Origin of the sequence: Streptomyces sp. NEAU-sy36 (assembly GCF_013423905.1) — a bacterium.
Taxonomy (GTDB): domain Bacteria; phylum Actinomycetota; class Actinomycetes; order Streptomycetales; family Streptomycetaceae; genus Streptomyces; species Streptomyces misionensis.
Window position 1 is genome coordinate 424,072 of sequence record NZ_CP058977.1, and the last position, 22,567, is coordinate 446,638.

Consider the following 22,567-nt stretch of genomic DNA (forward strand, 5'->3'; position numbering starts at 1 on the left):
CCGTACGGCCTCCGGCTCACGCCACGGTCGTTCCTTCGAGCAGCGACCGGACCGAGTCGGCCTCCGGCGTACCGAGCGACTCGTGGATGGACAGCGCCTCCTGCCAGCACACCCGGGCGCGCCCCGACTGCCCTATACCGTCGAGTGCCCGGCCCAGCACGGTGAGCACGTTGCCCCGCCGCCACTCGCCGCCGATCCCCCGCAGGACGGTCAGCGCGGCTTCGGCGTTGGCCGAGGCCTGGGCGGGGCGCTCGGCCGTGAGGTCGAGTTCCGCGAGCCGGAACAGCGTCATGCCCTCCCACAGCCGCTGGCGGCTCTCCCGGAAGACCTCCAGTGCCTCCGGCAGCCGCTCGGCGGCCTCCAGGTGGCGGCCGTTCTGGGTGAGGGCCATGCCGAGGGCGTAGCGGCCGTTGGCGCTCTTCACGGCATGGCCCAGGGCCTCGTACATGTCGACGCCCTGCTGGGCCAGTTCCACCGCGCTCTGGGGCCGGCCGGTCACCACGTGGATGCGGGAGAGGTTGCACAGGACGCTGGCCTCGCCGGCGCGGTCCTCACAGTTGCGGAAGTCCGCGAGCGCCTGCTTGAGGTGCGTTTCCGCGTCGTCGTACCGACGGCGGTAGAAGGCCATGGCCCCCCGGATGTTGGCCGCCCAGCAGCGGGCCAGCGGGTCGCTGCAGGAGGCGCCGAGGCGCAGTGACTCCTGCGCCGACTCGTCGGCCTCCGTGAACCGGCCGGACAGCTGGTGCGCGTTGGCCAGGACGACCGACGCCCGCACCTGCGCGGCGCCGTCCCCGCTCGCCCGGGCCGCGTCGAGCAGAGCGAGGGCGGCGGCGTCGTACTCCCGTGAGTTGGCGCCGGACTCGGTCAGGTCGACGGCGGTCCACAGCAGGTCGATGGCGCGCGGCAGGGTGTCCGCCCGCGCGAACTGGCGCACGCACGCCAGCAGCGAGACCGCCTCGGCGTACAGCCAGTCCTGCGCCTGGTGCCGGTCCCGGAACCGCAGTCCGGGGTACTCGGTCGGCCGCAGGTGGTCCACCACCCGGTCCCCGGGCCGCTCCATCGCGTACACCTGCGCCGCCGTCGCCAGATAGAAGTCCAGCAACCGCGACATCGCCGCCCCCCTCCCGCTCGCCGGCCGCTCGTCGCGTTCGGCGCACGCGCGGGCGTAGAGGCGGACCAGGTCGTGGAAGCGGTAGCGGCCGGGGGCAGCGGATTCCAGGAGGGAGGTGTCGACGAGGGACTCCAGGAGGTCTTCCGTGTCCTCCGGCGGCAGGTCCAGGACCGCGGCCGCGGCCGGCAGGGAGATGTCGGGGCCGTCGGCCAGGCCCAGCAGGCGGAAGGCGCGGGCCTGGGCGGGGTCGAGCTGGCCGTAGCCGAGTTCGAAGGTGGCCTTCACCGCCAGGTCCCCGGCCTGCAACTCGTCCAGCCGGCGGCGCTCGTCGGCGAGCTTGGCGGCGAGGACCGAGACCGTCCAGGTGCGCCGGGCCGCGAGGCGGGAGGCGGCGATGCGGATGGCCAGCGGGAGGAAACCGCAGGCGGCGACCACGTCGAGGGCGGCCTCCCGTTCGGGCGTCACCCGCTCCGCGCCGACGATCCGGGTGAACAGGGCCAGCGCCTCGTCGGGGGACATGACGTCCAGGTCGACCAGGTGCGCCCCGGCCAGCCCCACCATCCGCATGCGGGACGTCACGAGGGCCGCGCAGCCCTCCGTGCCGGGCAGCAGCGGGCGCACCTGTGCCGCGTCCTTGGCGTTGTCCAGGAGGACCAGGACGCGGCGGCCGTCCAGCACCGAGCGGTAGAGGGCCGCGCGTTCCTCCAGGGAGTCCGGGATCGCGGAGTCCGCCGTGCCCAGCGCGCGCAGGAAGGAGCCGAGGACGGTCTCCGGTTCCGCCGGGCGGTGGCCGGCGCCCTGGAGGTCGACGTAGAGCTGGCCGTCCGGGAAGGAGGAGCGGGCCCGGTGGGCGACGTGCACCGCGAGCGTGGTCTTGCCGACGCCGCCGATGCCGGCCATCGCGGAGACCGCCATGACGCTGCCCTCCGTCTCGGTGGCCGACGCCAGCACCGCGCTCAGCTCGTCCACGAAGGCGGCCCGGCCGGTGAAGTCCGGCACCGAGGCGGGCAGTTGCGCCGGGCGCACGGGCGCCGCGGGCGGCTCGGCGACCGGCGCGGAGGGCTCCGCGAGCGCCGGGTCGGCCTGGAGGATGCGCTGCTGGAGCTCGCGCAGCCCGGGGCGCGGGTCCACGCCCAGTTCCTCGGCGAGCAGACGGCGCGTGTCGGCGTACACCGCCAGCGCCTCGGCCTGCCGGCCGCTGCGGTACAGCGCCAGCATCAGCAGCTCGCGCAGCCGCTCCCGCAGGGGGTGCGCGGCGGTGAGCGCGGTCAGCTCGGAGACGGCCTCCGCGTGGCAGCCCTGCTCCAGGTCCATGTCCAGGCGGGACTCCAGCAGTCCGAGCCGCCACTCCTCCAGGCGGACGCGCTGCGTCTCGGCGTAGGGGCCGGGCACGCCTGCGAGGGGCTCGCCGTCCCACAGGTCCAGCGCCTCGTTGAGCAGGGCACGGGCTCGGCTCAGATCGCCGGTGCCGCGCGCCTTCTCCGCCTCCGCGCCGAGGTCCTGCGCCCGTACGAGGTCCAGCGCGCCCTCGCCGAGCCCGCGCACCGCGTAGCCGCCGGACTCGGTGACCAGGACGCCGGAGCCCAGCACCTTGCGCAGCCGGGACGCGTACGTGCGGACCGCCGCCAGCGCCTGGGACGGCGGTTCGGGGCCCCACAGCGCGTCGATCAGCTCCGCCGCCGTGGCCGTACGGCCCTCGCGCAGCAGCAGGGCGGCCAGCAGGGCCCGCTGCTGGGGGGAGCCCGTGCTCAGGGCTTCCTCACCGCGCCAGGCCCGCACCGGACCGAGCACGCCGAACCTCAGCGCCCCCGGCTCCGCACCTGTCGCGGAGCCGGGTCGCCGCTGCTCGGGTACTCGCGGCCGACCGTCCATGCGTTCGCCCCCTCGGCATCACAGACAACCCCGTCAGTTTGCCTTGTTCCGGGTGGTTGCGTCAGCCGTGGGAGACGCCGATCACAGGCCGCCGCACGGCAGTCCACAAACCTCTCACACGCTCTTCGCACGCGCGTGACCCCGCCGGGCGGTTGACGCGGCGTCAGACGGGTGTTCCCGCGGGTGTGCGCAGCCCTGTGCGCGGACAGCGAGGTGCAGGTCATCACCCGGCCGAGGCGATCAGTCCGCCAGATCCACCCGCACGGTCAGCAGATCCGTGCCGAACGCGCGCACCGCCGCGCTGTTGAACCGGGGCAGGGAACGCAGCCGGGCGCGTGGGTCGTCGTCGGGCAGCAGCCGGGCGACGCCCCGGTACCAGCGCCCGCCGACGCGCACCCGCACCCGGGGGTCGGCCTGGATGTTCCGGACGTACTGCGACCCGTACCCGTACTCGGAGACCAGCCAGAACGACCCCCCGACCCGCCGTCCCCCGACCGGTGTCCGCCGGGGCTTCCCGGAAACCCGCCCGGTGGTCTCCAGCAGCGTCTGGAACGGCAGCCGCCGGTTGACCGGGTTGGCGACGTACCGCTGGAAGCGGGTGACGAGGCGCTGCTTGCGTCCCGCGGTTCCTGGCATCCGCGTCCTCCTCCTGTTCCCGGCGGTCGTCCGGGCGACGCCGGCGTGTCGGCCCCGTGCGGGGCCCGTGACGCCCCGGTGGCGGCCCGACTGCCGTGTGGCCGCCGCGTGTTAGCCTCCCCCGCGATCAGGGTCTTCGCAACGGGGGAGCGGGATGGGCGCGTCTTCGGACGGCTACACGGTCGGATCCGGCATGTCCGGGCAGGCGGGCGCGCTGGACGACGCGGGCGACGAGGCCGGGCGCATCCACCGGGCCGTCCAGCCCCCCTGTGCCACACCCAGGACACCCTCGGCGGGCCCGAAGCCGCCGCGGCGTTCGACGCGTTCGCCGCGGCCTGGCTGGACGAGGCCGCCACGCTGGAGTCCGCGCTGCACGAACTGGCCGGCAAGGTACGGCTGGCCAAACGGGCGTACCACGGCGGCGACCACACGGCCGCGGAGCGCGCCGCGAGCGTGACCGTGGGCCGTCCGTCGGCCCTGACGGGCTACTGAGGGCGGTCCGACGACCGGAATCCTGGGCATGCCCGCCGACTTCCTCGCTCCGCTCGGCGCCCCGTCCGGCCGCCGCTCCTGGCTGGCCGGGCGGCCGGACAACCCATGGGGCCAGACCACATGGGTGAGCGAGGACGACTTCGTCGACGGAGGCATGGCGAAGGCCAGCGACAACCGACTGCCCGACGCCTACACCGTCCATCTGCCACAGGACTGAGAACATTGCGACCGACGACAGCACGCGTACCGCTCCTCGGCACGGCCGCCACCCTGCTCTGCCTGTTCGCCCTCATCGGCTGCGGCGGCGGGGACGACGGCACCGGCTCGGCCGCCACGCCCAGCCCGTCGGCCACCACCAAGCCCACCCGCGAGCCCACCGCGGGTTCCGAGGCCGCCCGGTACGGCCTCGACCACCCGGCCGTCACCGTGGCACCGGGCGAGGAGTTCTCCCTCACCGTCCCGTCGGCCGCGACCCTCGGCCAACACTGGTACCTCGCCCGCCCGGAACCGGACGCGGCCGTGCTGGCCTACCGGGGCACGCGGGAGTCGGGCGGCGACAGCGACGTCATCGGCAGCACGAGCGGCACCCGGTCCTTCGACTTCACCGCCCGCGCCGAGGGCAGGACCTCGGTACGCCTCCTCTACTGCCCCCTGTACACCTGCACCGGCCCCGGCCCGGACGACCGCTCCACCCTGACGCCCAGCGGCGCCCCGTCCGCCTCCCCGTCGCCCTACCCCACCCTGACCGCCCGCCCGCGCGCCCAGGCCGGCTACTACGTCTTCACCGTCACCGTCCGCTGACCCGGACCACCCGGACCGGAACCGAGGCCCCATGTCCCCGACACCCGAAAGCCGCACCGACGACGAGGTCCTGGCGGAGACCGACGTCGCCGTGCTGCTGCGCCACGGCCTGGGCCAGGAGGCCCTGCGGGCGACGCTGTTCGGCGACGGGGCCATCGCCGCAGCGGTCGCTCTCGACCGGCTCGGCGTGCTGCCGCGCTCGCTGGTGTTCCTCGCCGAGATCGTCCGCTCCGGCGGCCTCGCCTACGCCGCCGCGCTGCCCGAGCCGTTGCCAGACCCGGAGGCGGCCCGCCTGGTGGGGGAGTGGCTGGCCGGGGCCGCGGGGACCGCGAACGGCCCGGAGGCCGAGTCCTGGGCCGTCCGCCGGCTGGCCGCGGTCGCCGAGATCATCGGTCTGCGCCGGGCCGCCCGCCGCCCTCGCCCAGGAAGATCGGATTCGTGAACGCCGCCAGCGCCCCCGGCACCGGGCCGAGCGCCGTTTCGTGGCGGACCTCGGCGCGCACATAGGCCGCGTAGGCGGGCGTGGTGCGCCACTCCACCGAGCCCGTGCCCGACACCGGCAGGGGATCGCTGGTGAGGAGGGTGCCCTGGTCGGTGACGAGGCGCAGCGAGCAGCGGGGGGCGCCGGAGACGTCGAGGCGGACGGTGACCGGGGTGTCGGCGGACACCGGCAGGCGCTCGCCGAGGCCGGCCCGCAGACCGCGGCCGCCCGTCGCCGTGAGGGAGACGGTGACGTGACTGGACTCGGCCACGTATGAACGGCCCGCCCGGATGCCCTCCTGCACGGCCTCGCGGGTCAGGTCGTCGGCGAGGACGACCGTCTGGGGCAGGCCGACCGAGTCCGGGTCGCGGTGGGCGTCGCTGTTGCCCATCGCCGGGAGCCAGTCCCGGCCCGCGCGCACCGAGGCGACCAGCAGGTTGTCCCACTCCGCCAGCGTCACCTCGTCGTCCGGCGTGTAGGGGCCGTTCCACACCTCCACGGCGTCCGCCTCGGCGAAGCCGAACTTCCAGCCGCAGCCGACACAGGTGGCGTGCGGGTGCGCCGGCACCACCAGGCCGCCGGCGCGGCGGATGTCACGGGCGAAGCGGGCCCACCGGTTGTCCCGGGCCCGGTAGCGCCAGTCGACGAACGTGCCGGGGTCGGTACCGAGTGCCAGCACGTGCCCGTTGCGGGTGGTGATCTCCTCGCCGAGCATGATCAGCAGGTCGTCGCCCGCCTGGTCCGCCCAGTGCGGGTGGGCCGAGTGGGTGTTGTGGTCGGAGGAGTTGATGAAGTCCAGGCCCGCGGCGCGGGCGAGGGCCGCGATCTCGGCCGGGGTCCGGCGGCCGTCGGAGTACCAGGAGTGCAGGTGGCAGTCGCCCCGGTACCAGTCCCGGCCCCGGCCGCGCGCCCGGGAGGGCGGGTACACCGGCCGGGGGGTCGTGCCCGGCTCGCCGTAGGTCAGTGTGATCGTCAGCTCGTACGACAGTCCCTGGGGCGCCACCGTGTAGGGGCCGAGCGCGATGTGCCAGGTGCCCTCGCGCACCGGGCCGGGGAGGTAGCCGGGGGTCGCGTCGTCGGCGCGCACGAAGAACTCCGTGCGGGCGCCGCCCGACCAGCCCCGGAAGCCCCGGCCGCCCAGCTCGGTGCCGTGCTGGTCGAAGAGGCCGATGTCGAGCGCGTTGCCCGGGGTGCCGGCCGGGACCGAAGGTCTGTCGTAGGTGTAGGAGACCTTGAACTCGCGCACTCCGGAGGGGACTTCCACCGGCACGTACACATAGTCGGGGGAGCCGGGCGGCAGGGTGCCGCGTACCGTCCGGGTCTCCTGGCGCCCGCCGTCCGCCGCTGCGAAGCTCACGGGTCCCAACGTAAGGGCAGCGGCGGCACCCGTCACGAACAACGCGCGCCTGCCGAGCCCCCGGGCCTGATCGTGCGTGTCGTCACACATGGCGCCCATTCTCCGGTCGTCCGGTGAACCGCGTTGGAAAACAAGGGGGTTGGCGGCGGTCGCGGCTCGGTACGGATGGGGCATGCGCCTCTCCGTCACGATCTTCCTCACCGACGAGACCGTCACCCCGGTCCGACTCGCCCGCGAACTCGAACAGCGCGGGTTCGCCGGCCTCTACCTCCCCGAGCACACCCACATCCCCGTGGAGCGCACCACCCCCAACCCCTCCGGCGGCGAGCTGCCGCGCGCCTACGGCCGTACCCTCGACCCCTTCGTCGCGCTCGCCCAGGCCGCCGCCGTCACCGAGCGGCTCGGCCTCGGCACCGGGGTCACCCTCCTCGCCCAGCACGATCCGATCGCGCTGGCCAAGCGGATCGCCACCCTCGACCACCTCTCCGGCGGCCGCTTCACCCTCGGCGTCGGCTACGGCTGGAACGTGGAGGAGGCGGCGGACCACGGCGTCGAGTGGCGCACCCGCAGGGAGCTGGTCCGCGACCGGCTGGCGCTGATGCGGGCGCTGTGGGAGCGGGAGCCGACGGCGTACCGGGGGACGTACGGGAGCGTGCGCGCCAGCTTCGCCCATCCCAAGCCGGCCCAGCCGCCGCGCGGACCGGTCACCGGCCCGCGCACACTGCTCGGCGGGGCGCCCTCGGCCACGGTGTTCGCGCAGCTCGCCGAGTACGCCGACGGCTGGCTGCCGATCGGCGGCCGGGGCCTGGCCGAGGCCCTGCCGCGGCTGCGCGCCGTCTGGGCCGACGCGGGCCGCGACCCGGCCGCCCTCCAGGTCGTGCCGTACGCCGTCCTGCCGACCGCGGGCAAGCTGGAGCGGTTCGCCGGGCTGGGCGTCCGCGAGGTGGTGGCGCAACTGCCGTCGGCGGGGGAGCGGGAGGTGCTGCGGACGCTGGACGAGTACGCGAGCTTCCTCTAGCCCCGGCCACCGGTGATCACCGCGAACGTATCGTGGAGATATGACGACTTCCGCGACCTCCGGAACCGGCCCCACCGAGAACTCCATGCGTCGCGCCCTCAAACGCGCCCGGGACGGCGTCGCCCTCGACGTCGCCGAGGCGGCGGTGCTGCTCCAGGCGCGCGGCGAGGCGCTGACCGACCTCGCCGCATCCGCCGCCCGGGTGCGCGACGCGGGGCTCGAACAGGCGGGCCGGCCCGGTGTCATCACGTACTCGAAGAGCGTCTTCATCCCCCTCACCCGGCTGTGCCGCGACAAGTGCCACTACTGCACCTTCGTCACCGTCCCCGGCAAGCTGCGCCGCGCCGGGCACGGCATGTTCATGTCCCCGGACGAGGTGCTGGACATCGCCCGCAAGGGCGCGGCCCTCGGCTGCAAGGAAGCCCTGATCACCCTCGGCGACAAGCCCGAGGACCGCTGGCCGGAGGCGCGCGAGTGGCTGGACGCGCACGGCTACGACGACACCATCGCCTACGTCCGCGCCATCTCCATCCGCATCCTGGAGGAGACCGGGCTGCTGCCCCACCTCAACCCGGGCGTCATGAGCTGGACCGACTTCCAGCGGCTGAAGCCGGTCGCGCCGAGCATGGGCATGATGCTGGAGACCACCGCGACCCGCCTGTGGTCCGAGCCCGGCCGCCCGCACCACGGCTCCCCGGACAAGGAACCGGCCGTACGGCTGCGGGTGCTGGAGGACGCGGGCCGCTCCTCGGTGCCCTTCACCTCCGGGCTGCTGATCGGCATCGGGGAGACGTACGAGGAGCGCGCGGAGTCCCTCTTCGCGCTGCGCAAGGTCTCCCGCGCCTACCACGGCATCCAGGAACTGATCATCCAGAACTTCCGCGCCAAGCCGGACACGGCGATGCGCGGCATGCCGGACGCCGAACTGGACGAGCTGGTCGCCACGGTGGCCGTCGCCCGGCACATCATGGGCCCCGCCGCCTGCCTCCAGGCCCCGCCGAACCTGGTCGACTCCGAGTACGAGCGGCTGATCGGCGCCGGCATCGACGACTGGGGCGGGGTCTCCCCGCTGACCATCGACCACGTCAACCCCGAGCGCCCCTGGCCGCAGATCGAGGAGCTGGCCGAGCGCTCCCGGGCGGCCGGCTTCGAACTGCGTGAACGCCTCTGCGTCTACCCGGAGTTCGTCCGGCGCGGCGAGCCCTGGCTGGACCCGCGGCTGCGCCCGCACGTCGCCGCGCTGGCCGACCCGGAGACCGGTCTCGCCCGCCCCGACGCGCTGCCCGAGGGGCTGCCGTGGCAGGAGCCGGAGGACACCTTCACGCCCACCGGCCGTACCGATCTGCACCGCACCATCGACACCGAGGGCCGGACGGCCGACCGCCGCGAGGACTACGACGAGGTGTACGGCGACTGGGAGGCGCTGCGCGAGGCGGCGGCCCCCGGCATGGCGCCGGAGCGCATCGACACCGACGTACGGCAGGCGCTGCGCACGGCCGCCGACGACCCGACCCGGCTGACCGACGCCGAGGCGCTGGCCCTGCTGCACGCGGACGGGCGGGCGCTGGACGCGCTGTGCCGGATCGCCGACGACGTGCGCAAGTCGGCGGTCGGCGACGACGTGACGTACATCGTCACCCGCAACATCAACTTCACCAACGTCTGCTACACCGGCTGCCGCTTCTGCGCCTTCGCGCAGCGCCGCACCGACGCCGACGCCTACACCCTCTCCCTGGAGCAGGTGGCCGACCGCGCCCAGCAGGCGTGGGACGTCGGCGCGGTCGAGGTGTGCATGCAGGGCGGCATCCACCCCGACCTGCCCGGCACGGCGTACTTCGACATCGCGAAGGCGGTCAAGGAGCGCGTCCCCGGCATGCACGTGCACGCCTTCTCCCCGATGGAGGTCGTGAACGGCGCAACCCGCACCGGCATGTCGATCCGGGAGTGGCTGACGGCGGCCAAGGAGGCGGGCCTGGACACCATCCCCGGCACCGCCGCGGAGATCCTGGACGACGAGGTCCGCTGGGTCCTCACCAAGGGCAAGCTGCCGACGGCCACCTGGATCGAGGTCGTCAGGACCGCCCACGAACTGGGCATCCGTTCCTCCTCCACGATGATGTACGGCCATGTCGACCAGCCCCGGCACTGGCTCGGCCACCTGCGCACCCTGGCCGGCATCCAGCGGGAGACCGGCGGCTTCACCGAGTTCGTCACCCTGCCCTTCATCCACACCAACGCGCCCGTCTACCTGGCCGGCATCGCCCGCCCCGGCCCGACCACCCGCGACAACCGGGCGGTCACCGCCATGGCCCGCCTGCTGCTGCACCCCTGGATCCCCAACATCCAGACAAGCTGGGTCAAACTGGGCACCGAGGGGGCGGCGGAGATGCTCCGCTCCGGCGCCAACGACCTGGGCGGCACCCTGATGGAGGAGACGATCTCGCGGATGGCGGGCTCGTCGTACGGCTCGTACAAGTCGGTGCGCGACCTGGTGGCCGTGGCCGAGGCGGCCGGCCGCCCGGCGAAGCCCCGCGACACGCTCTACGGCGAGGTGCCCGAGGAGCGCCGGCGCGCGGCGGCGGCCTCCGACGGTCACCTCCCGGAGCTGCTGCCGGTGCTCGACTGAGCTGCCGGTACTCGGCCGGGGGCGGACTGAGTACGATGATCCGACCCCCGGTCCGAGTGGGGGACCCATAGCGGAGGAGATGCGTACCCGTGGCTGCCCGACTGCCCTCCTGGGCCTGGGTCACCGGTCTGACGGTGGGGGCGACCGTGGCCGTCGTCGCGCTCGCCGTACAGGCGGACCACGGGCCGCACCCCACGGCCGCGACGGTGAAGCCGAGCACCACGGCGTCGGCGAGCACCCACGGCTCGGCCAAGCCGAAGCCGCCGGCGGGCCCGCCGGCGCTGCCGGCGGGCTCGGGAGACGGCCGCAGGATCGTGTACTCGCTCGGGGCGAAGCGGCTGTGGCTGGTCGACGCCAGCGGCAAGGAGACAAGGACGTTCGAGGTGTGGCCGGGCACGGTGACCCTGCCACCCGGCCACTACTCGATCATCAAGCGCACCCAGTCCATCACCGGCTCGGACGGCGTCCCGATCGAGCACATCATGTACGTCGCCATGGTCGACGGCGTGAACGTGGCCTTCTCCAACGCCCTGGACGGCTCCTCGCCGCCCCCTGCGCAGGGGAAGAAACTGGGCGGTATCCGCATGCGCAAACAGGACGGCGCCGCCCTGTGGGCCTTCGGTGATCAGGGCACGAGCGTCGTGGTGGTCAAGTAGTCGGAGATTCCTTGCCCGTCGGCAGATGGTTGACGATCAACGCCACCCCGCTGAGCAGGAAGACACGGGTGGCGGAATCCTCCCCGTTCCAGGCCTTCGCCTGCCACATCGCGAACCACTCGCCGCCGATCGCGATGAACCCGGCGCCGAAGAGCAGCAGCAGCATCAGCAGCCCGTACGTCGAGATGCGCCGCGCGAACGCGTCGTCGCGCCGCGCCGCCCACAGGTACGTCCCCCAGATCAGGACCAGCGCGGCCACCGTCTCCCACGCGATGATCAGGACGTACGCGGTGTCCTGGAGCGCGCTGCTGGTGATCGCGCGCCACATCAGATCGTGGTCTTTGAACGTCGAGTCCATCGCCAGCACATGCCGCACGAACTGCTGGTTCGTGCCGAAGTCCGTGATGTTGCCGAACGCGACGAGGGTGATGTAGAGCGCGAGTATCCCGGTGAGCACGCCGGCCGCCAGTCTGAGGCCGGAGTGCCGGGTGTTGTCAGTGGTGATCATGGCTGGATTCTCCCCGACGAACTCGGCGCTCTCCTATACGCATTGAGCCAGAATGGAGCCGGGTGACCCGCCGCCGCCCGACGGTTGACCCGTGACCCCGCCCTCGACAAACTACCCGCCATGTCCACCCCCCACCGTCTCGTCGAGGACGGTGTCCGCCGCTGGGGCCGTCTGCCGGAGCGGCCCGTCGTCGCCGATCCGCTCGCCGCGTACACGGGTCTCACCCGCCACCTGAAACGCCTGCGGCTCAAGGAGTGGGTCGGCTTCACGCTGCTGCACCCCGACTGGTACTCCTCCCTGATCGTCCAGGACGCGCACTACCTCGCCGGCTCCGAGATCTACGCCTACGACCGGGCGGGCGGAGTGCTCCACCAGCACGCGGCCAACGCGCCCGGCGGCAGCCCGACGCTGCCCGCCGAACTCCTGGATGGGGTCTGCCGTTTCGAGCGGGACGGCTACCGGATCGCCTATGCCTTCCACGCGCCGTCCGCGCGGCACCGGATCGAGGTGGACATCGCCGCGACGCCGAAGGCCCCTGCCATCCGCGGCGAACTGGAACTCGACGCCGGGGCGGCCACGGCACCGCTCTCGGTGAGCTCCCGGCTGCCGGGCGGCAGCATGTACACGTACAAGGCCGCGTTCCCCGCCCGCGGGGTACTGCGCGTCGGGGACGCGGAGATCGTCTTCGACCCGGCACGCGACCTGGCGGTACTCGACGAGCACCGCTCACTGCTGCCGTACCGGACCCGATGGCTCTGGGGCACCTTCGCGACCCCCACCGGCGCCGGCCCGGTCGGGGCCAACTTCGCGGCCCGGCCGGAACTGCCCGGTGAGCCCGAGGAGTCCGGCCTGTGGACACCGGGCCGGTGCGAACCCCTCGGCGACGTGTCCTTCCGGCCCGACTCCACCGACCCGTCGGCCGCCTGGCACATCACCTCCCGGGACGGCCGCCTCGACGTCGTCTTCCAGCCGGAGGGCCGCAAGTCGGTGAAACACGACCTCGGCCTCTTCGCGATCGACTACTACCAGCTCTTCGGCCGCTACCGCGGCGTACTGCGCGGCACGGAGGGCGACTTCGAGATCAAGGACGTGCACGGGGTCTGCGAGAGCATGAGGGCGCGTCTGTAGGACACGGTGCGGCGGCGTCACGCTGTCGGCACGTGGGGATCCACCCGGTAGACGATCTTCCCGTCGTACTCGGCGAAACCGAGGGACTTGTAGAAGGCCCGTGCCCCCGGGTTGTCGCGGTCGGTCATCCACTCCAGCCGGCTGCATCCGGGGCGGGCGGCGGCCAGCGAGCCGAGTGCCGACATGAGGCGCTCCCCGACACCTCGTCGGCGAAGGGTGTCGCGGACGTACAGCTCCTTCAGGAACAGGGAGTGCGAGGCGCCCGCGGCCGGCCAGAGGAAGGAGTAGGCGGCGAGGCCGACGATGTCTCCGGCGCCGTCCTCCACGACCAGGGCGCAGGCCATCGGCGGAGTTCCGAACAGAGCCTCCTCCACCTGGGAGAGGCGCTCTTCCAGCGGCTGGATGTCGGAGTCGGCGGCCCCGTAGAACCGTTCGATCTCCTCGATCAGTTCGGCCAGGGCGGGAACGTCCCGCTTCTCCGCGGGACGGATCGTCTCGGTCATCCGGGCCTCCTGTCGCTCTTCGGTCATTCGTTCACACCCACTCGGTATCGCCTCCGGGCGGCGCGGCCCCGGGGTGCCAGCCGTGCCGCCGGAGTGAGCTCTGTACATGCCGGATCAGGTACTCCAGGTCCGCGCAGTAGACGGACGGGTTGCGGTATCCGGCGGCGGTGCTGAAGCGGTGCGGGAGATAGCCTCCGCCACAGACCGCCACGAGCGGGCATGTGCGGCACTTCGCGGCGAGCGCGTCCTCGCCGTACCGGCGATGCGACAGCTTCGGGTGCGACAGTGCCTCGTCGAACGAGTGGTGGAAGACATCGAGGCCGAGCCGGGAAGCCCCCTCCTCGACCGATCGCAGGGTGTCCAGGCCTTCCACCGAACCGTCGGATTCGATCACGACACCGGCTTGAGGGGCCAGGCCGAGCGTTTCCACCGAGCCGCGCACGCCGGAACTCAGGGCCACGATGTCCTCCAGCATGCGGATGCTGTGTCGTTGTTCGGGCCGGCTGAGCCAGGTGTCGTAGACCCTGCACATCCACCGCCCGTACTCGGGTACCTCCGTGTCACCACGGTACGGGGGGTCGTCGTGGGTCGCGTGCGGCAGTCCGAAGTCGATTACGGGCGGTTCGAATGCGGCCAGATAGTCGTGCACGGCCACGGGATCGTTCGCCGGATCCACCACGGCGAGCAACCCCGCGAACAGATGCGGCCGGGTTCGGAGCAGTTCGATACCCCGTACGGTGGCGGCCGTGCTCGACCGGCCGCCGTGGGTCAGCCGGTGCCGGTCGTTCGTGTCGGGGGGCCCGTCGAGGCTGACCCCCACCGTCACGCCGTACCTCTCGAAGAGGTCGAGCCAGGCGGGGGACAGCAGTGTTCCGTTGGTCTGGAGCTCGAAGCAGACCGTCGTCCGGTCCGGTATGCCGTCACGGACCGCGCCCAGCAGGGCGGCGAGGTGCGGGACACCGGCCAGCAGTGGCTCCCCGCCGTGCAGGACGACATGAACGGTGCGCAATTCATGCGCGGCGACGTGCTCGGCGATCCGCCGGGCAGCCGCCCGGGCGACAGCCAGGCTCATCCGGGCGGGCAGGCGCCGTGCCGCCTGGTCCTTGGAGTTGAAGACGAAGCAGTAGTCACAGTCGATGTTGCAGCGGTTGGCGACCTTGAGAATGAACGTCCCGAAGGGCACGGGAGCTTCGGGACGTGTCATCGAGCGGGTGCGCTCACAGGGACCAGGGCCAGGTGAGAGAGGCCGCGTGCGCGCCGTCGCCGGCCCGGTCGGCGGAGGTCTGTTCGGCCTCCAGCCGCAGCCTGACACGGGCGGCCACCCGTTCCAGGACACGGGCCTCGGGAACCGCGGGGTGCTCGTCCGGTGCAGTATCGGTCGTGAGTGACGACATGCGGCAGCACTCCTTGCGAGCAACGGACCGGGTCCGGGCAACGTAACAGCGCCAACCGCCTTGCCGTAACGGATATTTCAGCCATGCTCGGCCGTACGGTCGCAGCGGTCGACGCCTTCCGTCGCCCGCGCCTCCTCCAGTGGGCTGCCGATGTCCCGCGCGAGGGCCAGCGCACGCCGGAAATGGTCACGGGCGGTGTCTGGGGCGGTGTCGGCGAGCAACGTCCCCCAGTTGTTGAGTACTTCGGCTTCGCCGTACCGGTTGCCGAGCGCACGGAGGATCTCCAGGCTGCGCGCGAACGCGTCGGTGGCGGCAGCCGGGTCGCCGAGCATCCCACGTGCCACGCCCAGCTCGCTCAGCGCGGCGGCCTCACCCCCGCGGCTGCCGAGTTCCCGGAAGGTGGCCAGCGCTTCCTCCGACTGGGAAAGCGCCGCAGCGGCATTCCCGGATGCCCGCTCCACCACGCCCAGCAGAAGGACGCTGTTCGCCCTGCCGTACCGGTCGCCGAGCTCGGTGAAGTAGGTCAGGGCCTGGCGGTGTGCTGCCCGCGCCCCTTCCGGATCCCCGGTGAGGCGCCGCACCACGCCCTGCTCGTTGAGGGCGTACGCCTGGTGTTCGCGGTCGTCCAGGTCGACGTAGATGTCGAACGCCTGCCGGTGGTGGTGCGCGGCCCGGTCGTAGGCGCCCAGGAGGCGGTGCACGACACCCAGGTCACGGAGCGAGTTCGCCTCCCCGTAGCGGTCGCCCAGTTCCCGGTAGATCGCCAGGGCCTCGCTCTGCGTCTCCATCGCGGCGTCGAAGCGGCTCGTCTGCCGCCAGACCATGCCGAGATCGGCGAGCGCGTTCGCCTGACCGAGCCGGTACCCCAGCCGGCGGTAGAGGCCGAGCGCATCGGTCTGGGCGCGCGCCGCGTCCTCGTTGTCGGCGGTCAGGTACCAGACGATGCCCAGCTGGTTCAGAGCGTCCGCCTTGCCGCGCAGGTCCCCGACGGCGTCGTAGTGCGAAACCGCCTCGTCCAGGGCCGCGACGGCGTCCGGGTAGGCGGCCATGAAGCGCCGCACCACCCCCAGTTCGGCGAGGGCGTCTGCCAGTGCCTGTTCGTCGCCGGTCCGGCGGGCTGCCTCGGCCGCGGTCCGGTGCAGCCCGACGGCCTGGTCCCAGGGTCCGGCCTGGCGGAGGAAGGGAGCCATGGCCACGGCCATCCGGATGACGGTGTCGTACAGAGAGAGACCGTGCGCACGCCGGATGCAGGCCAGTATGTTCGCGCGTTCGTTCTCCAGCCAGCTCAGCGCGTCCACCCGCGATGTGAGGGCCGGGGTCTCCAGCCGCCGGGCCCCATCAGGAGGCGGCGGCACCATGGCGCCGCTGCGGACGAGGTGCTCGTTGGCGACGGCGAGTGCGCAGAGGTAGTACGCGCACACGCGCTGGACGGCCTGGAGGTGGTCCATGTCGTCTCCCTCGACGGCGAGACCGCGGGCGTAGTCGCGCAGGAGGTCGTGCAATCGGTAGCGGCTCCCAGGATGCTCCTCGATCAGGTGGTCGTCATAGAGACCGTCCAGGTGCCGGCGGGCCTCGGCGACCGAGACCTCACCGAGGGCCGCACCGGCGTACGCGTCGAGATCGGTGCCCGGGTAACAGCCGAGCCGCCGGAAGAAGCGCCGCCGCTCCGGAGGGAGATCCCGGTGGGAGAGGTCGAAGGCCGCGGTGATGGCGCGCTCCCCGGAACGCAGTTCGCCCAGCCGGTCCTGGGCCGCCACCAACCGCTCGTACAGATCGCGGGCGCTCCAGGAGGGATGGTGGCGCAGCCGGGCCGCGAGCAGTGAGATCCCCAGGGGGAGGTAACCACACAGTCGCACCAGCTCGTCCAGCACGCCGTGGTCCAGCTCGTCGGCCGACCGGGCGCTGAGCCGTACGAACAGCTCCACCGCGTGCCGCGGCGGCAGCGCGTCGACCGGCAGGATCACCTCTTCGTGTCCGGCAAGCCGCTTCCGGCTGGTCACCAGCACCAGACAGCCGCCCCCGCCGGGCAGCAGCGGCTCCAACTGCCGGTATCCGGCGGCGTTGTCGAGAATGAGCAGCGCCTTCTTGTCCGCCAGCCTGCTTCGCCACATGGCGGCGCGTGCTTCCGTGACCGCGCCGATGTCGTCGCCCACGGGGATCTGGTGCGTCGGCACCCCCGCCGCGGTGAGCAGGGCGGCCAGTGCCTCGCCGGGCTGTACGGGGGTGCGGCCGGGCGTGTGCCCGTTGAGGTTGACGAAGAGCTGCCCGTCCGGGAAACGCGCGGACAGGATGTGGGCGGCGTGCACGGCGAGGGCCGTCTTGCCCACGCCCGGCATACCGTCGATCAGATGGACGGGCAGTGCCGAACCGGCCTCCTGCGCGGCATGTACGGAGTCTCGCAGCGCGGCGAGTTCGGCCGATCGGTCGGTGAAGGCCGTGGTGTCACGCGGAAGCGACCGCAGGACGAGCGCGGCATCGGGCGGATCGGCGGTGTTGCCGGTGTGTGCCGGGGGCTCACCGTCCCGCCGCCCGGAGCGTCGGTCGTCCAGCACGGCCAGCATGGCCGCCAGTCCGGCGGTGACGGCTCCGAGGATGACGAACGACAACCAGGGGCGGACCTGTAACCAGCGCAGCCAGGGTGGCCAACGTGACTGAGCCGAAACGACGTTGGTCACGAGGCCTGCCAGCGTCGTCGTGACCACGCCGACGACGGCGACCGCGGCGAGCGCCGCACCCCGCCTGATCCTCATGTGCCCCCCGAACCCCGTCCCAGCCCGAGAGGCAAGCGGACCAGCCGTCGAGGACCCGGGTCAAGGCCGTGTCCCCCGTCGCGGTGATCCGGCCTGATCTCACCCCTCCTCCCCCGTCCCCGTCACCACCGGCCGCACCCTCGTCAGCAGCAGGTCGAGGAAATGGTCCGGGTGGCGGAAGGAGGCGAAGTGGGAGGCGTCGGGGATGAGGGCGAAGTCCTTGACCGGGGCGGTGAGGGCGTCGTGGAAGCGGCGGGCCGGGGCCGGTGGGGTGAGGACGTCGTCGGCGCCCTGGAAGAGGAAGACCGGGAGGTCGAACGCGGTGCCCTCGGCGTATTCGTCCAACGACATGGCCTGGGGTCCGAGTTGTTCGGAGAAGGTCATGCCCTTCAGGTAGGCGCGCAGGTCGCGCAGGGTGTGGAGGGGGGAGAACCAGAGGGAGCGGACGACGACCGTCTTCATGGTGTCGTAGGTCAGCGGGTCGGTCGTGACCACGGTCTTCGCGTAGCGGGACCACTCCTCGGGGGACCAGGCGGTGTGGTCCGGGCCGAGCGCGGTGAGCCGGGACAGCGGCTTGCGCCTGCCCGACCGGCGCAGGCGGGTGAGCAGGGCGTCGTACGCGGAACTGTCCCGGCCGCCCGCGATGATGTTCTGGTCCGTGCCGACGTACGCCGAGTAGCGCTCTGGGTGGTCCCGGGCCAGGCGGAGACCGGTGACGGTGCCGAAGCTGTTGGCGAGCAGCAGCACCTTCGGCACGCCGAGGCGGGCGCGGATGTGGTCGGTGAGTTCGAGGGCGTCCGCGTAGAGGCGGGACAGGGTCAACTCGCCCTGGCCCGAGGGTCCGTGGGCCGAGAAGGTCTTGCCGGCGCCGCGCATGTCCCAGCGGACGATCGTGAAGTGGCGTTCCCAGGCGCGGGTGCGCGGGATGTGGATCAGGTTGGAGGCGCCGGGGCCCCCGTGGATCTCCAGGATCACCGGGTTGGACCGGTCCTCGCCGCGGACCGAGACCCACTGGTCGATGCCGCCGATGGGGACGAACGAGGATTCGTCGATGCCGTGCGAGGCGGAGATGCGCAGGGTCTTGGCGAGGGCGCGGCGCCTGAGGGCGCGATAGGTCAGCAGCACAGTGTTCCCCCTAAACTGTTTATGCCGTCAGCTGTTGCGGTGGGTTTACGGTATATACAGTCGGCGGGCGGGGTCAACCGCCTTGGCGGGCAAGGGATTCGGAGGGTTTCGTGGTCGTGCGGAGCAAGGAACAGCCGGACGGGGAGCGAGACCCCCGGGTGACGCTCGCGCTGCTGTGGGGCGAGCAGGAGCGGCCCACCCGCGGGCCGAAGCCGAAGCTGAACCCGCGGCGCATCGCCGCCGCCGCGGCCGAACTGGCCGATCGCGAGGGGCTGGACGCCGTCTCCATGAGCAGGGTCGCCGCCGGGTTCGGCGTCTCCGCCATGGCCCTGTACCGGTACGTCCCCGGCAAGACCGAACTGGTCGAGCTGATGGTGGATTCGGTGCTGGGGGAGGGGCCCGATCTGTCGGGGGTCCGGGAGGGGGACTGGCGGGCCGGCGTCCGGGAGTGGACCCGCCAGTGCGCGCGCGTCTACGCCACCCATCCCTGGCTGCTCACCGCCACCGCCATGCGCCGCGGGCTCCTCGGCCCCGGCCAGCTGGGCTGGCTGGACGCGGCACTCGCCGTACTGGAGCCGACCGGGCTCGACGGCATCCGACGGCACCACACCTTCCTGCTGCTGATCGGGCTCGTCCGCAACGTCGCGCAGCAGCGCCGCGACTACGAGGCGGAGCAGGACGCCGAGTGGGACCGCCTCTCCGCCGGCCTCCTCGCCCGCCACGCCGACCGGTTCCCGGCCCTCACCAAGGTGATCGCCGAGGGTGCGTTCCAGCCGGACGGCATCGATCCGCTCGAATTCGGGCTCGACCGGATTCTGGACGGGGTCGAAGCGGTCATCGACGGGCGTGAATGACCCGTGAGGGTCGCTTTGAGTCGCTGAACGGGCCGTACCCGGTCGATTAGAGTGCCACCGTCGTACGGGCGGGCGGTGCCGGAGGAGGGTCTGGGTGGCGACGACGACCGGTGCCGTCTGGGGCCGAGCCGAGCAGCAGGACTTCCGCAGCCGGGTGCGCGGCACCCTGCTGGGCGCAGCGGTGGGCGACGCGCTGGGCGGGCCCGTCGACACGCTCACGCTGGAGGAGATCCGCGCCGCGCACGGTCCCGAGGGCCTGCTCGACCTCACCGTGGGGCACGGCCGGCGCGGCACGGTCACCCACCACACCCAGCTGACACTGTTCACCGTGGACGGGCTGATCCGGGCCCAGGTGCGCCGCGACACCGGCGCCTGGCACCCGCCGACCGATCTGCACCGCGCGTATCTGCGCTGGGCCGCCACCCAGCGGGACTGGGGCCCCGACGAGCGCCGCGAGGAGGACGGCTGGCTGGCGCGCGAGGAGTGGCTGTACGCCCGCCGCGGGCCGACCCGACCGCTGCTCATCGGCTTCGGCGACGACCGGATGGGCACGCTGGAGCGGCCCAAGAACCCCGGTGCGCAGGGGCCAGAGGCCGTGGCCCGCTCGGCGCCCTTCGGGCTGCTGGTCGGCTGGGAGCCCCAGCTCGTGGTCCAGCTCGCCGTGGAGTGCGCGGCGCAGACCCACGGCCACCCCGTCGCCTGTCTGTCGGCGGGCGCGTACGCCGTGATCGTGCACGGCCTCGCCCGCGGCGAGAGCCTGGACGGCGCCGTCCAGCAGGCCCTCGCCCTGCTCGCCGTCCGCCCCGGCCACCAGCCGGTCTCCGACGCCCTCCAGCACGCGCTCGGCACGGTGCGGCAGGGGATGCCGAACCCGGCGCGGGTGGAGGAGCTGACGGGCGAGGGCACCGCGGACGGGCTGCTCGCGGCCGCCGTCTACTGCGCCCTGGTCGGCGAGGACGTACGGCACGGCCTGTGCCTCGCGGTCAACCAGAGCGGCCCCTCCGCCGCGGCCGGCGCCCTCACCGGCGGCCTCCTCGGCGCCCTGCACGGCGAGACCGCCCTCCCCCCGGCCTGGCTCGCCGAACTGGAGGGCCGCCCCACCCTCCTCGAACTCGCCGACGACTTCGCCATGGAGATGACCCAGGGACCCGCCCTGCACGGGCCCGCCGGGTCGTCGCCGGGGTGGCTCGCGCGGTACCCGCGATAGCCCCGGCGGCGCGCGTCACTTCAGGGCATCGGGGCACGGCGTGCCGCGCGGCAGCTGGTACGGGGCCGCCAGGTGGTACGTGCCCGGGTGCGGGGCGATCAGCATGGTCCACTTGTCGCCGTTGGCGTCCTCGGGGGTCTCCATCAGACAGCCGTTGACGTTGCGGTACTTCTTCTCCGCGCCCGGCGCCGAGGGGACCGCCTGGGGGGCCTTCAGGCTCTTGCCGTGGGCGTCGACCACGCTGAGCCAGGGCGAGTAGGGGATCCGGATCAGGATCCGCCCGGCCTCGCGCACCTCCAGCGTCATCTCGCCCTGCTCGGCCCGGTCCACCACCGCGTTCGGCTCGGCCAGCGGCGTCGGGTCGGTCACCCGGAACAGCTGCCAGTTGGCGTCGCCCCAGATCTGCGTCAGATACGGCATCCCGCGCCGCAGCAGCTCCCGCTCGCGCTCGCCGCCGTCGCCGTCCGGGTTGTCCCGGGGCAGCACCACGAAGTGCACGGCCCACCGCTGGAGCCACTCGTGGTAGTTCGCCGAGTTGAGGGTGTCGTCGTAGAAGAGCGGGTTGCGCTCCATGTCGGCCTGCCGGTTCCAGCCGCGCGCCAGGTTGACGTACGGCGCGAGCGCGGAGGCCTCGCGGTGCGAGCGCGCCGGGACCACCTCGACGCGGCCCCGCTCGGCGCCGACCTTCTGGAGCTGGTTGACCAGCGGGGCCAGCTCGTGGGCCCAGGACGCGGCCGGGGTCGTGTGGATCATGTCGTCCACCGACTTGTAGCCGATCCAGCCGACGAAGCCGAGGAAGGCCACCACGGTCGCGTACCACTTGCGCGACCTCGGCACCGTGAACGGCAGCGCCGCGATCAGCGTCGCACCCGCGAACAGCATCGGCAGCCGCGAGATGTTCGAGCCGATCTGCGAGCTGACCACCCACACCGCCACGACCGAGAAGCTGTAGACGGCCGCCGTCAGCCGGACGGTGACCCACTTCCGCGGCACCAGGAACAGGCACAGCAGGCCGTACAGCAGCGGCAGGCTCACCGAGCCGATGGTCATCGGCTGGGTGCCGGAGAAGGGGAAGAGGAAGTACGACGCGGCCACCACCGCCGCGGGAGCGAGCCCCAGCGCCCACGCGCCCGGCCGCCGCTTCTGGAGGAACAGCGCGACCGCGACCAGGCCGACGAACAGCCCGGAGACCGGCGAGGCCATGGTGGACAGGCCGGCCAGCGGGGCGGCCACGGCGGCCTTCGCCCAGCGTCTGTGCCGCCACCGGTACGGCCAGCAGAACACGGCCGCCACCGCGCCGAGCGCGAACATCGTGCCGAGCCCGAACGTCACCCGCCCCGACATCGCGTTGCACAGCAGCGCGAAGACCCCGGCGAGCGCGGCCCACAGCGGGTTCTTCACCGCCCGGCTGCGGATCAGGATCAGCGTCAGCAGGCCCGCCGACACCGTCCCGGAGATCATCATGGTCGTACGGACGCCGAGGACGGCCATCAGGTACGGCGAGACCACGCTGTACGACACCGGGTGCATGCCCCCGTACCAGGCGAGGTTGTACGCCGAGTCCGGGTGCCGGCCGACGAACTCCGCCCAGGCGTCCTGCGCGGCGAGATCGCCACCGCTGTTCGCGAACGTGAAGAACCAGACGATGTGCAGGACGCCCGCGAGCGCGGTGACCCACAGGACCGGGTGGCGCAGCATGCGGGCGCGCAGGGGGTCCAGGGGCGCGAGGAGGCGCGCGAGGGCGCTCCCCGGCCGGGTGGCGCCGTCCGAGGGCGCTCCGGCGCCGCCGGCTCGCTTACCGCCGTCCTTGCCCGTGCCCGAGCCCGCGCCGCCGACCGCTCCGGCACGGCCGTCTACTCCCGCACGGCCGTCCGCTCCGGCGCGGTCCCGCGCTCGGTCGCGTCTGTGCGCGCCGGTGTCCGCGTCAGGCGTGGACAGGCGTATTCGTGGGCCGGATCCCGGGCCCGGTTCGGCGTCGTCGGCGCGTGTCGGCTCCGCAGTGGCCACCTGAAGGCACTCCCCGTGTCCCGTCTTCTGTTCTCGGCCGT

The 22,567-nt window shown here is 72.9% G+C and carries 20 protein-coding genes; 10 read left to right on the plus strand and 10 right to left on the minus strand.

The genetic code is table 11. The features are described 5' to 3' along the window. Window positions 1–16: 16 nt before the first annotated feature. Complete coding sequence (locus HZZ00_RS01970) at window positions 17–2,983, minus strand: AfsR/SARP family transcriptional regulator (protein WP_180330589.1); 2,967 nt, start codon at window positions 2,981–2,983, stop codon at window positions 17–19. 240 nt (window positions 2,984–3,223) lie between these two features. After that, window positions 3,224–3,619 (minus strand): nitroreductase/quinone reductase family protein, encoded by a 396-nt coding sequence (locus HZZ00_RS01975; RefSeq protein WP_180330590.1) that lies wholly within the window; start codon window positions 3,617–3,619, stop codon window positions 3,224–3,226. Window positions 3,620–3,727: 108 nt separating this feature from the next. Here HZZ00_RS01975 and HZZ00_RS01980 point away from each other — a divergent pair, with 108 nt between their 5' ends. From HZZ00_RS01980 to HZZ00_RS01995, 4 genes are read left to right on the plus strand one after another with little or no spacing between them, the layout of a single operon-like run. After that, the gene (locus tag HZZ00_RS01980; RefSeq protein ID WP_180330591.1) at window positions 3,728–4,111 is read left to right on the plus strand and encodes a hypothetical protein; all 384 of its coding nucleotides are present in this window, start codon (window positions 3,728–3,730) and stop codon (window positions 4,109–4,111) included. A 28-nt stretch (window positions 4,112–4,139) separates the two neighbouring features. Further along, complete coding sequence (locus tag HZZ00_RS01985) at window positions 4,140–4,328, plus strand: hypothetical protein (RefSeq protein ID WP_180327579.1); 189 nt, start codon at window positions 4,140–4,142, stop codon at window positions 4,326–4,328. A 5-nt stretch (window positions 4,329–4,333) separates the two neighbouring features. After that, on the plus strand, window positions 4,334–4,912 hold the full coding sequence (locus tag HZZ00_RS01990) for a protease inhibitor I42 family protein (RefSeq protein ID WP_180330592.1): 579 nt from the start codon (window positions 4,334–4,336) through the stop codon (window positions 4,910–4,912). Between the two features lie 31 nt (window positions 4,913–4,943). Next, window positions 4,944–5,354: a hypothetical protein gene (locus HZZ00_RS01995; RefSeq protein ID WP_180330593.1), complete on the plus strand. Its 411-nt coding sequence runs from the start codon at window positions 4,944–4,946 to the stop codon at window positions 5,352–5,354. Here the strand turns inward: HZZ00_RS01995 and HZZ00_RS02000 are convergent. Further along, complete coding sequence (locus HZZ00_RS02000; RefSeq protein WP_180330594.1) at window positions 5,299–6,840, minus strand: CehA/McbA family metallohydrolase; 1,542 nt, start codon at window positions 6,838–6,840, stop codon at window positions 5,299–5,301. The genes HZZ00_RS01995 and HZZ00_RS02000 overlap by 56 nt on opposite strands. An 82-nt stretch (window positions 6,841–6,922) precedes the next feature. On the opposite strand from HZZ00_RS02000, the gene HZZ00_RS02005 reads away from it, so the two are divergent. From HZZ00_RS02005 to HZZ00_RS02015, 3 genes are all read left to right on the plus strand, one after another. After that, window positions 6,923–7,768, plus strand: a complete 846-nt coding sequence (locus HZZ00_RS02005) for an LLM class F420-dependent oxidoreductase (protein WP_180330595.1) — start codon at window positions 6,923–6,925, stop codon at window positions 7,766–7,768. Between the two features lie 40 nt (window positions 7,769–7,808). After that, window positions 7,809–10,394 carry a bifunctional FO biosynthesis protein CofGH gene (locus tag HZZ00_RS02010; RefSeq protein WP_180330596.1) on the plus strand — a complete coding sequence of 862 codons (2,586 nt, stop codon included), beginning with the start codon at window positions 7,809–7,811 and terminating at the stop codon, window positions 10,392–10,394. Window positions 10,395–10,483: 89 nt separating this feature from the next. Next, window positions 10,484–11,050, plus strand: a complete 567-nt coding sequence (locus HZZ00_RS02015) for a L,D-transpeptidase (protein ID WP_180330597.1) — start codon at window positions 10,484–10,486, stop codon at window positions 11,048–11,050. On the opposite strand, the gene HZZ00_RS02020 is transcribed toward HZZ00_RS02015, so the two are convergent. Further along, window positions 11,043–11,558, minus strand: coding sequence for a DUF2165 domain-containing protein (locus HZZ00_RS02020; protein WP_180330598.1), 516 nt, complete (start codon window positions 11,556–11,558; stop codon window positions 11,043–11,045). The genes HZZ00_RS02015 and HZZ00_RS02020 overlap by 8 nt on opposite strands. Before the next feature lie 120 nt (window positions 11,559–11,678). Here HZZ00_RS02020 and HZZ00_RS02025 point away from each other — a divergent pair, with 120 nt between their 5' ends. Further along, window positions 11,679–12,686 carry a DUF2804 domain-containing protein gene (locus HZZ00_RS02025; protein WP_180330599.1) on the plus strand — a complete coding sequence of 336 codons (1,008 nt, stop codon included), beginning with the start codon at window positions 11,679–11,681 and terminating at the stop codon, window positions 12,684–12,686. A 17-nt stretch (window positions 12,687–12,703) separates the two neighbouring features. Here HZZ00_RS02025 and haaN read toward each other — a convergent pair whose 3' ends face one another. From haaN to HZZ00_RS02050, 5 genes are all read right to left on the minus strand, one after another. Continuing rightward, window positions 12,704–13,189, minus strand: coding sequence for a cyclophane-containing RiPP N-acetyltransferase HaaN (gene haaN / locus HZZ00_RS02030; RefSeq protein WP_180330600.1), 486 nt, complete (start codon window positions 13,187–13,189; stop codon window positions 12,704–12,706). A 31-nt stretch (window positions 13,190–13,220) separates the two neighbouring features. Beyond that, window positions 13,221–14,372: an FxsB family cyclophane-forming radical SAM/SPASM peptide maturase gene (locus HZZ00_RS02035; protein ID WP_257585615.1), complete on the minus strand. Its 1,152-nt coding sequence runs from the start codon at window positions 14,370–14,372 to the stop codon at window positions 13,221–13,223. A 34-nt stretch (window positions 14,373–14,406) separates the two neighbouring features. Then, a complete protein-coding gene (gene haaA / locus HZZ00_RS02040; RefSeq protein ID WP_180330602.1) occupies window positions 14,407–14,583 on the minus strand; it encodes a HaaA family cyclophane-containing RiPP peptide in 177 nt (58 codons plus the stop codon). 77 nt (window positions 14,584–14,660) lie between these two features. Beyond that, window positions 14,661–17,333 (minus strand): cyclophane-containing RiPP biosynthesis TPR protein HaaT, encoded by a 2,673-nt coding sequence (gene haaT, locus HZZ00_RS02045; RefSeq protein WP_180330603.1) that lies wholly within the window; start codon window positions 17,331–17,333, stop codon window positions 14,661–14,663. Between the two features lie 99 nt (window positions 17,334–17,432). Then, window positions 17,433–18,458, minus strand: coding sequence for an alpha/beta fold hydrolase (locus HZZ00_RS02050; protein ID WP_257585616.1), 1,026 nt, complete (start codon window positions 18,456–18,458; stop codon window positions 17,433–17,435). A 116-nt stretch (window positions 18,459–18,574) separates the two neighbouring features. Between HZZ00_RS02050 and HZZ00_RS02055 the strand changes: the two genes are divergently transcribed. Further along, window positions 18,575–19,312, plus strand: a complete 738-nt coding sequence (locus HZZ00_RS02055; RefSeq protein WP_257585617.1) for a TetR/AcrR family transcriptional regulator — start codon at window positions 18,575–18,577, stop codon at window positions 19,310–19,312. Between the two features lie 94 nt (window positions 19,313–19,406). Beyond that, window positions 19,407–20,519 carry an ADP-ribosylglycohydrolase family protein gene (locus HZZ00_RS02060; protein WP_070023830.1) on the plus strand — a complete coding sequence of 371 codons (1,113 nt, stop codon included), beginning with the start codon at window positions 19,407–19,409 and terminating at the stop codon, window positions 20,517–20,519. A 15-nt stretch (window positions 20,520–20,534) separates the two neighbouring features. On the opposite strand, the gene HZZ00_RS02065 is transcribed toward HZZ00_RS02060, so the two are convergent. After that, window positions 20,535–22,526, minus strand: coding sequence for an MFS transporter (locus HZZ00_RS02065; protein WP_180330605.1), 1,992 nt, complete (start codon window positions 22,524–22,526; stop codon window positions 20,535–20,537). Window positions 22,527–22,567: the final 41 nt, after the last annotated feature.

Bases quoted from the DNA above. Each gene is read 5' to 3' on its own strand.
- HZZ00_RS01995 (WP_180330593.1), top strand. From the start codon at position 4,944: ATGTCCCCGACACCCGAAAGCCGCACCGACGACGAGGTCCTGGCGGAG.
- HZZ00_RS02025 (WP_180330599.1), top strand. From the start codon at position 11,679: ATGTCCACCCCCCACCGTCTCGTCGAGGACGGTGTCCGCCGCTGGGGC.
- HZZ00_RS01970 (WP_180330589.1), bottom strand. From the start codon at position 2,983: ATGGACGGTCGGCCGCGAGTACCCGAGCAGCGGCGACCCGGCTCCGCG.
- haaA (WP_180330602.1), bottom strand. From the start codon at position 14,583: ATGTCGTCACTCACGACCGATACTGCACCGGACGAGCACCCCGCGGTT.
- haaN (WP_180330600.1), bottom strand. From the start codon at position 13,189: ATGACCGAGACGATCCGTCCCGCGGAGAAGCGGGACGTTCCCGCCCTG.
- HZZ00_RS01985 (WP_180327579.1), top strand. From the start codon at position 4,140: ATGCCCGCCGACTTCCTCGCTCCGCTCGGCGCCCCGTCCGGCCGCCGC.
- HZZ00_RS02020 (WP_180330598.1), bottom strand. From the start codon at position 11,558: ATGATCACCACTGACAACACCCGGCACTCCGGCCTCAGACTGGCGGCC.
- HZZ00_RS02000 (WP_180330594.1), bottom strand. From the start codon at position 6,840: ATGTGTGACGACACGCACGATCAGGCCCGGGGGCTCGGCAGGCGCGCG.
- haaT (WP_180330603.1), bottom strand. From the start codon at position 17,333: ATGAGGATCAGGCGGGGTGCGGCGCTCGCCGCGGTCGCCGTCGTCGGC.
- HZZ00_RS02010 (WP_180330596.1), top strand. From the start codon at position 7,809: ATGACGACTTCCGCGACCTCCGGAACCGGCCCCACCGAGAACTCCATG.
- HZZ00_RS02005 (WP_180330595.1), top strand. From the start codon at position 6,923: ATGCGCCTCTCCGTCACGATCTTCCTCACCGACGAGACCGTCACCCCG.
- HZZ00_RS01975 (WP_180330590.1), bottom strand. From the start codon at position 3,619: ATGCCAGGAACCGCGGGACGCAAGCAGCGCCTCGTCACCCGCTTCCAG.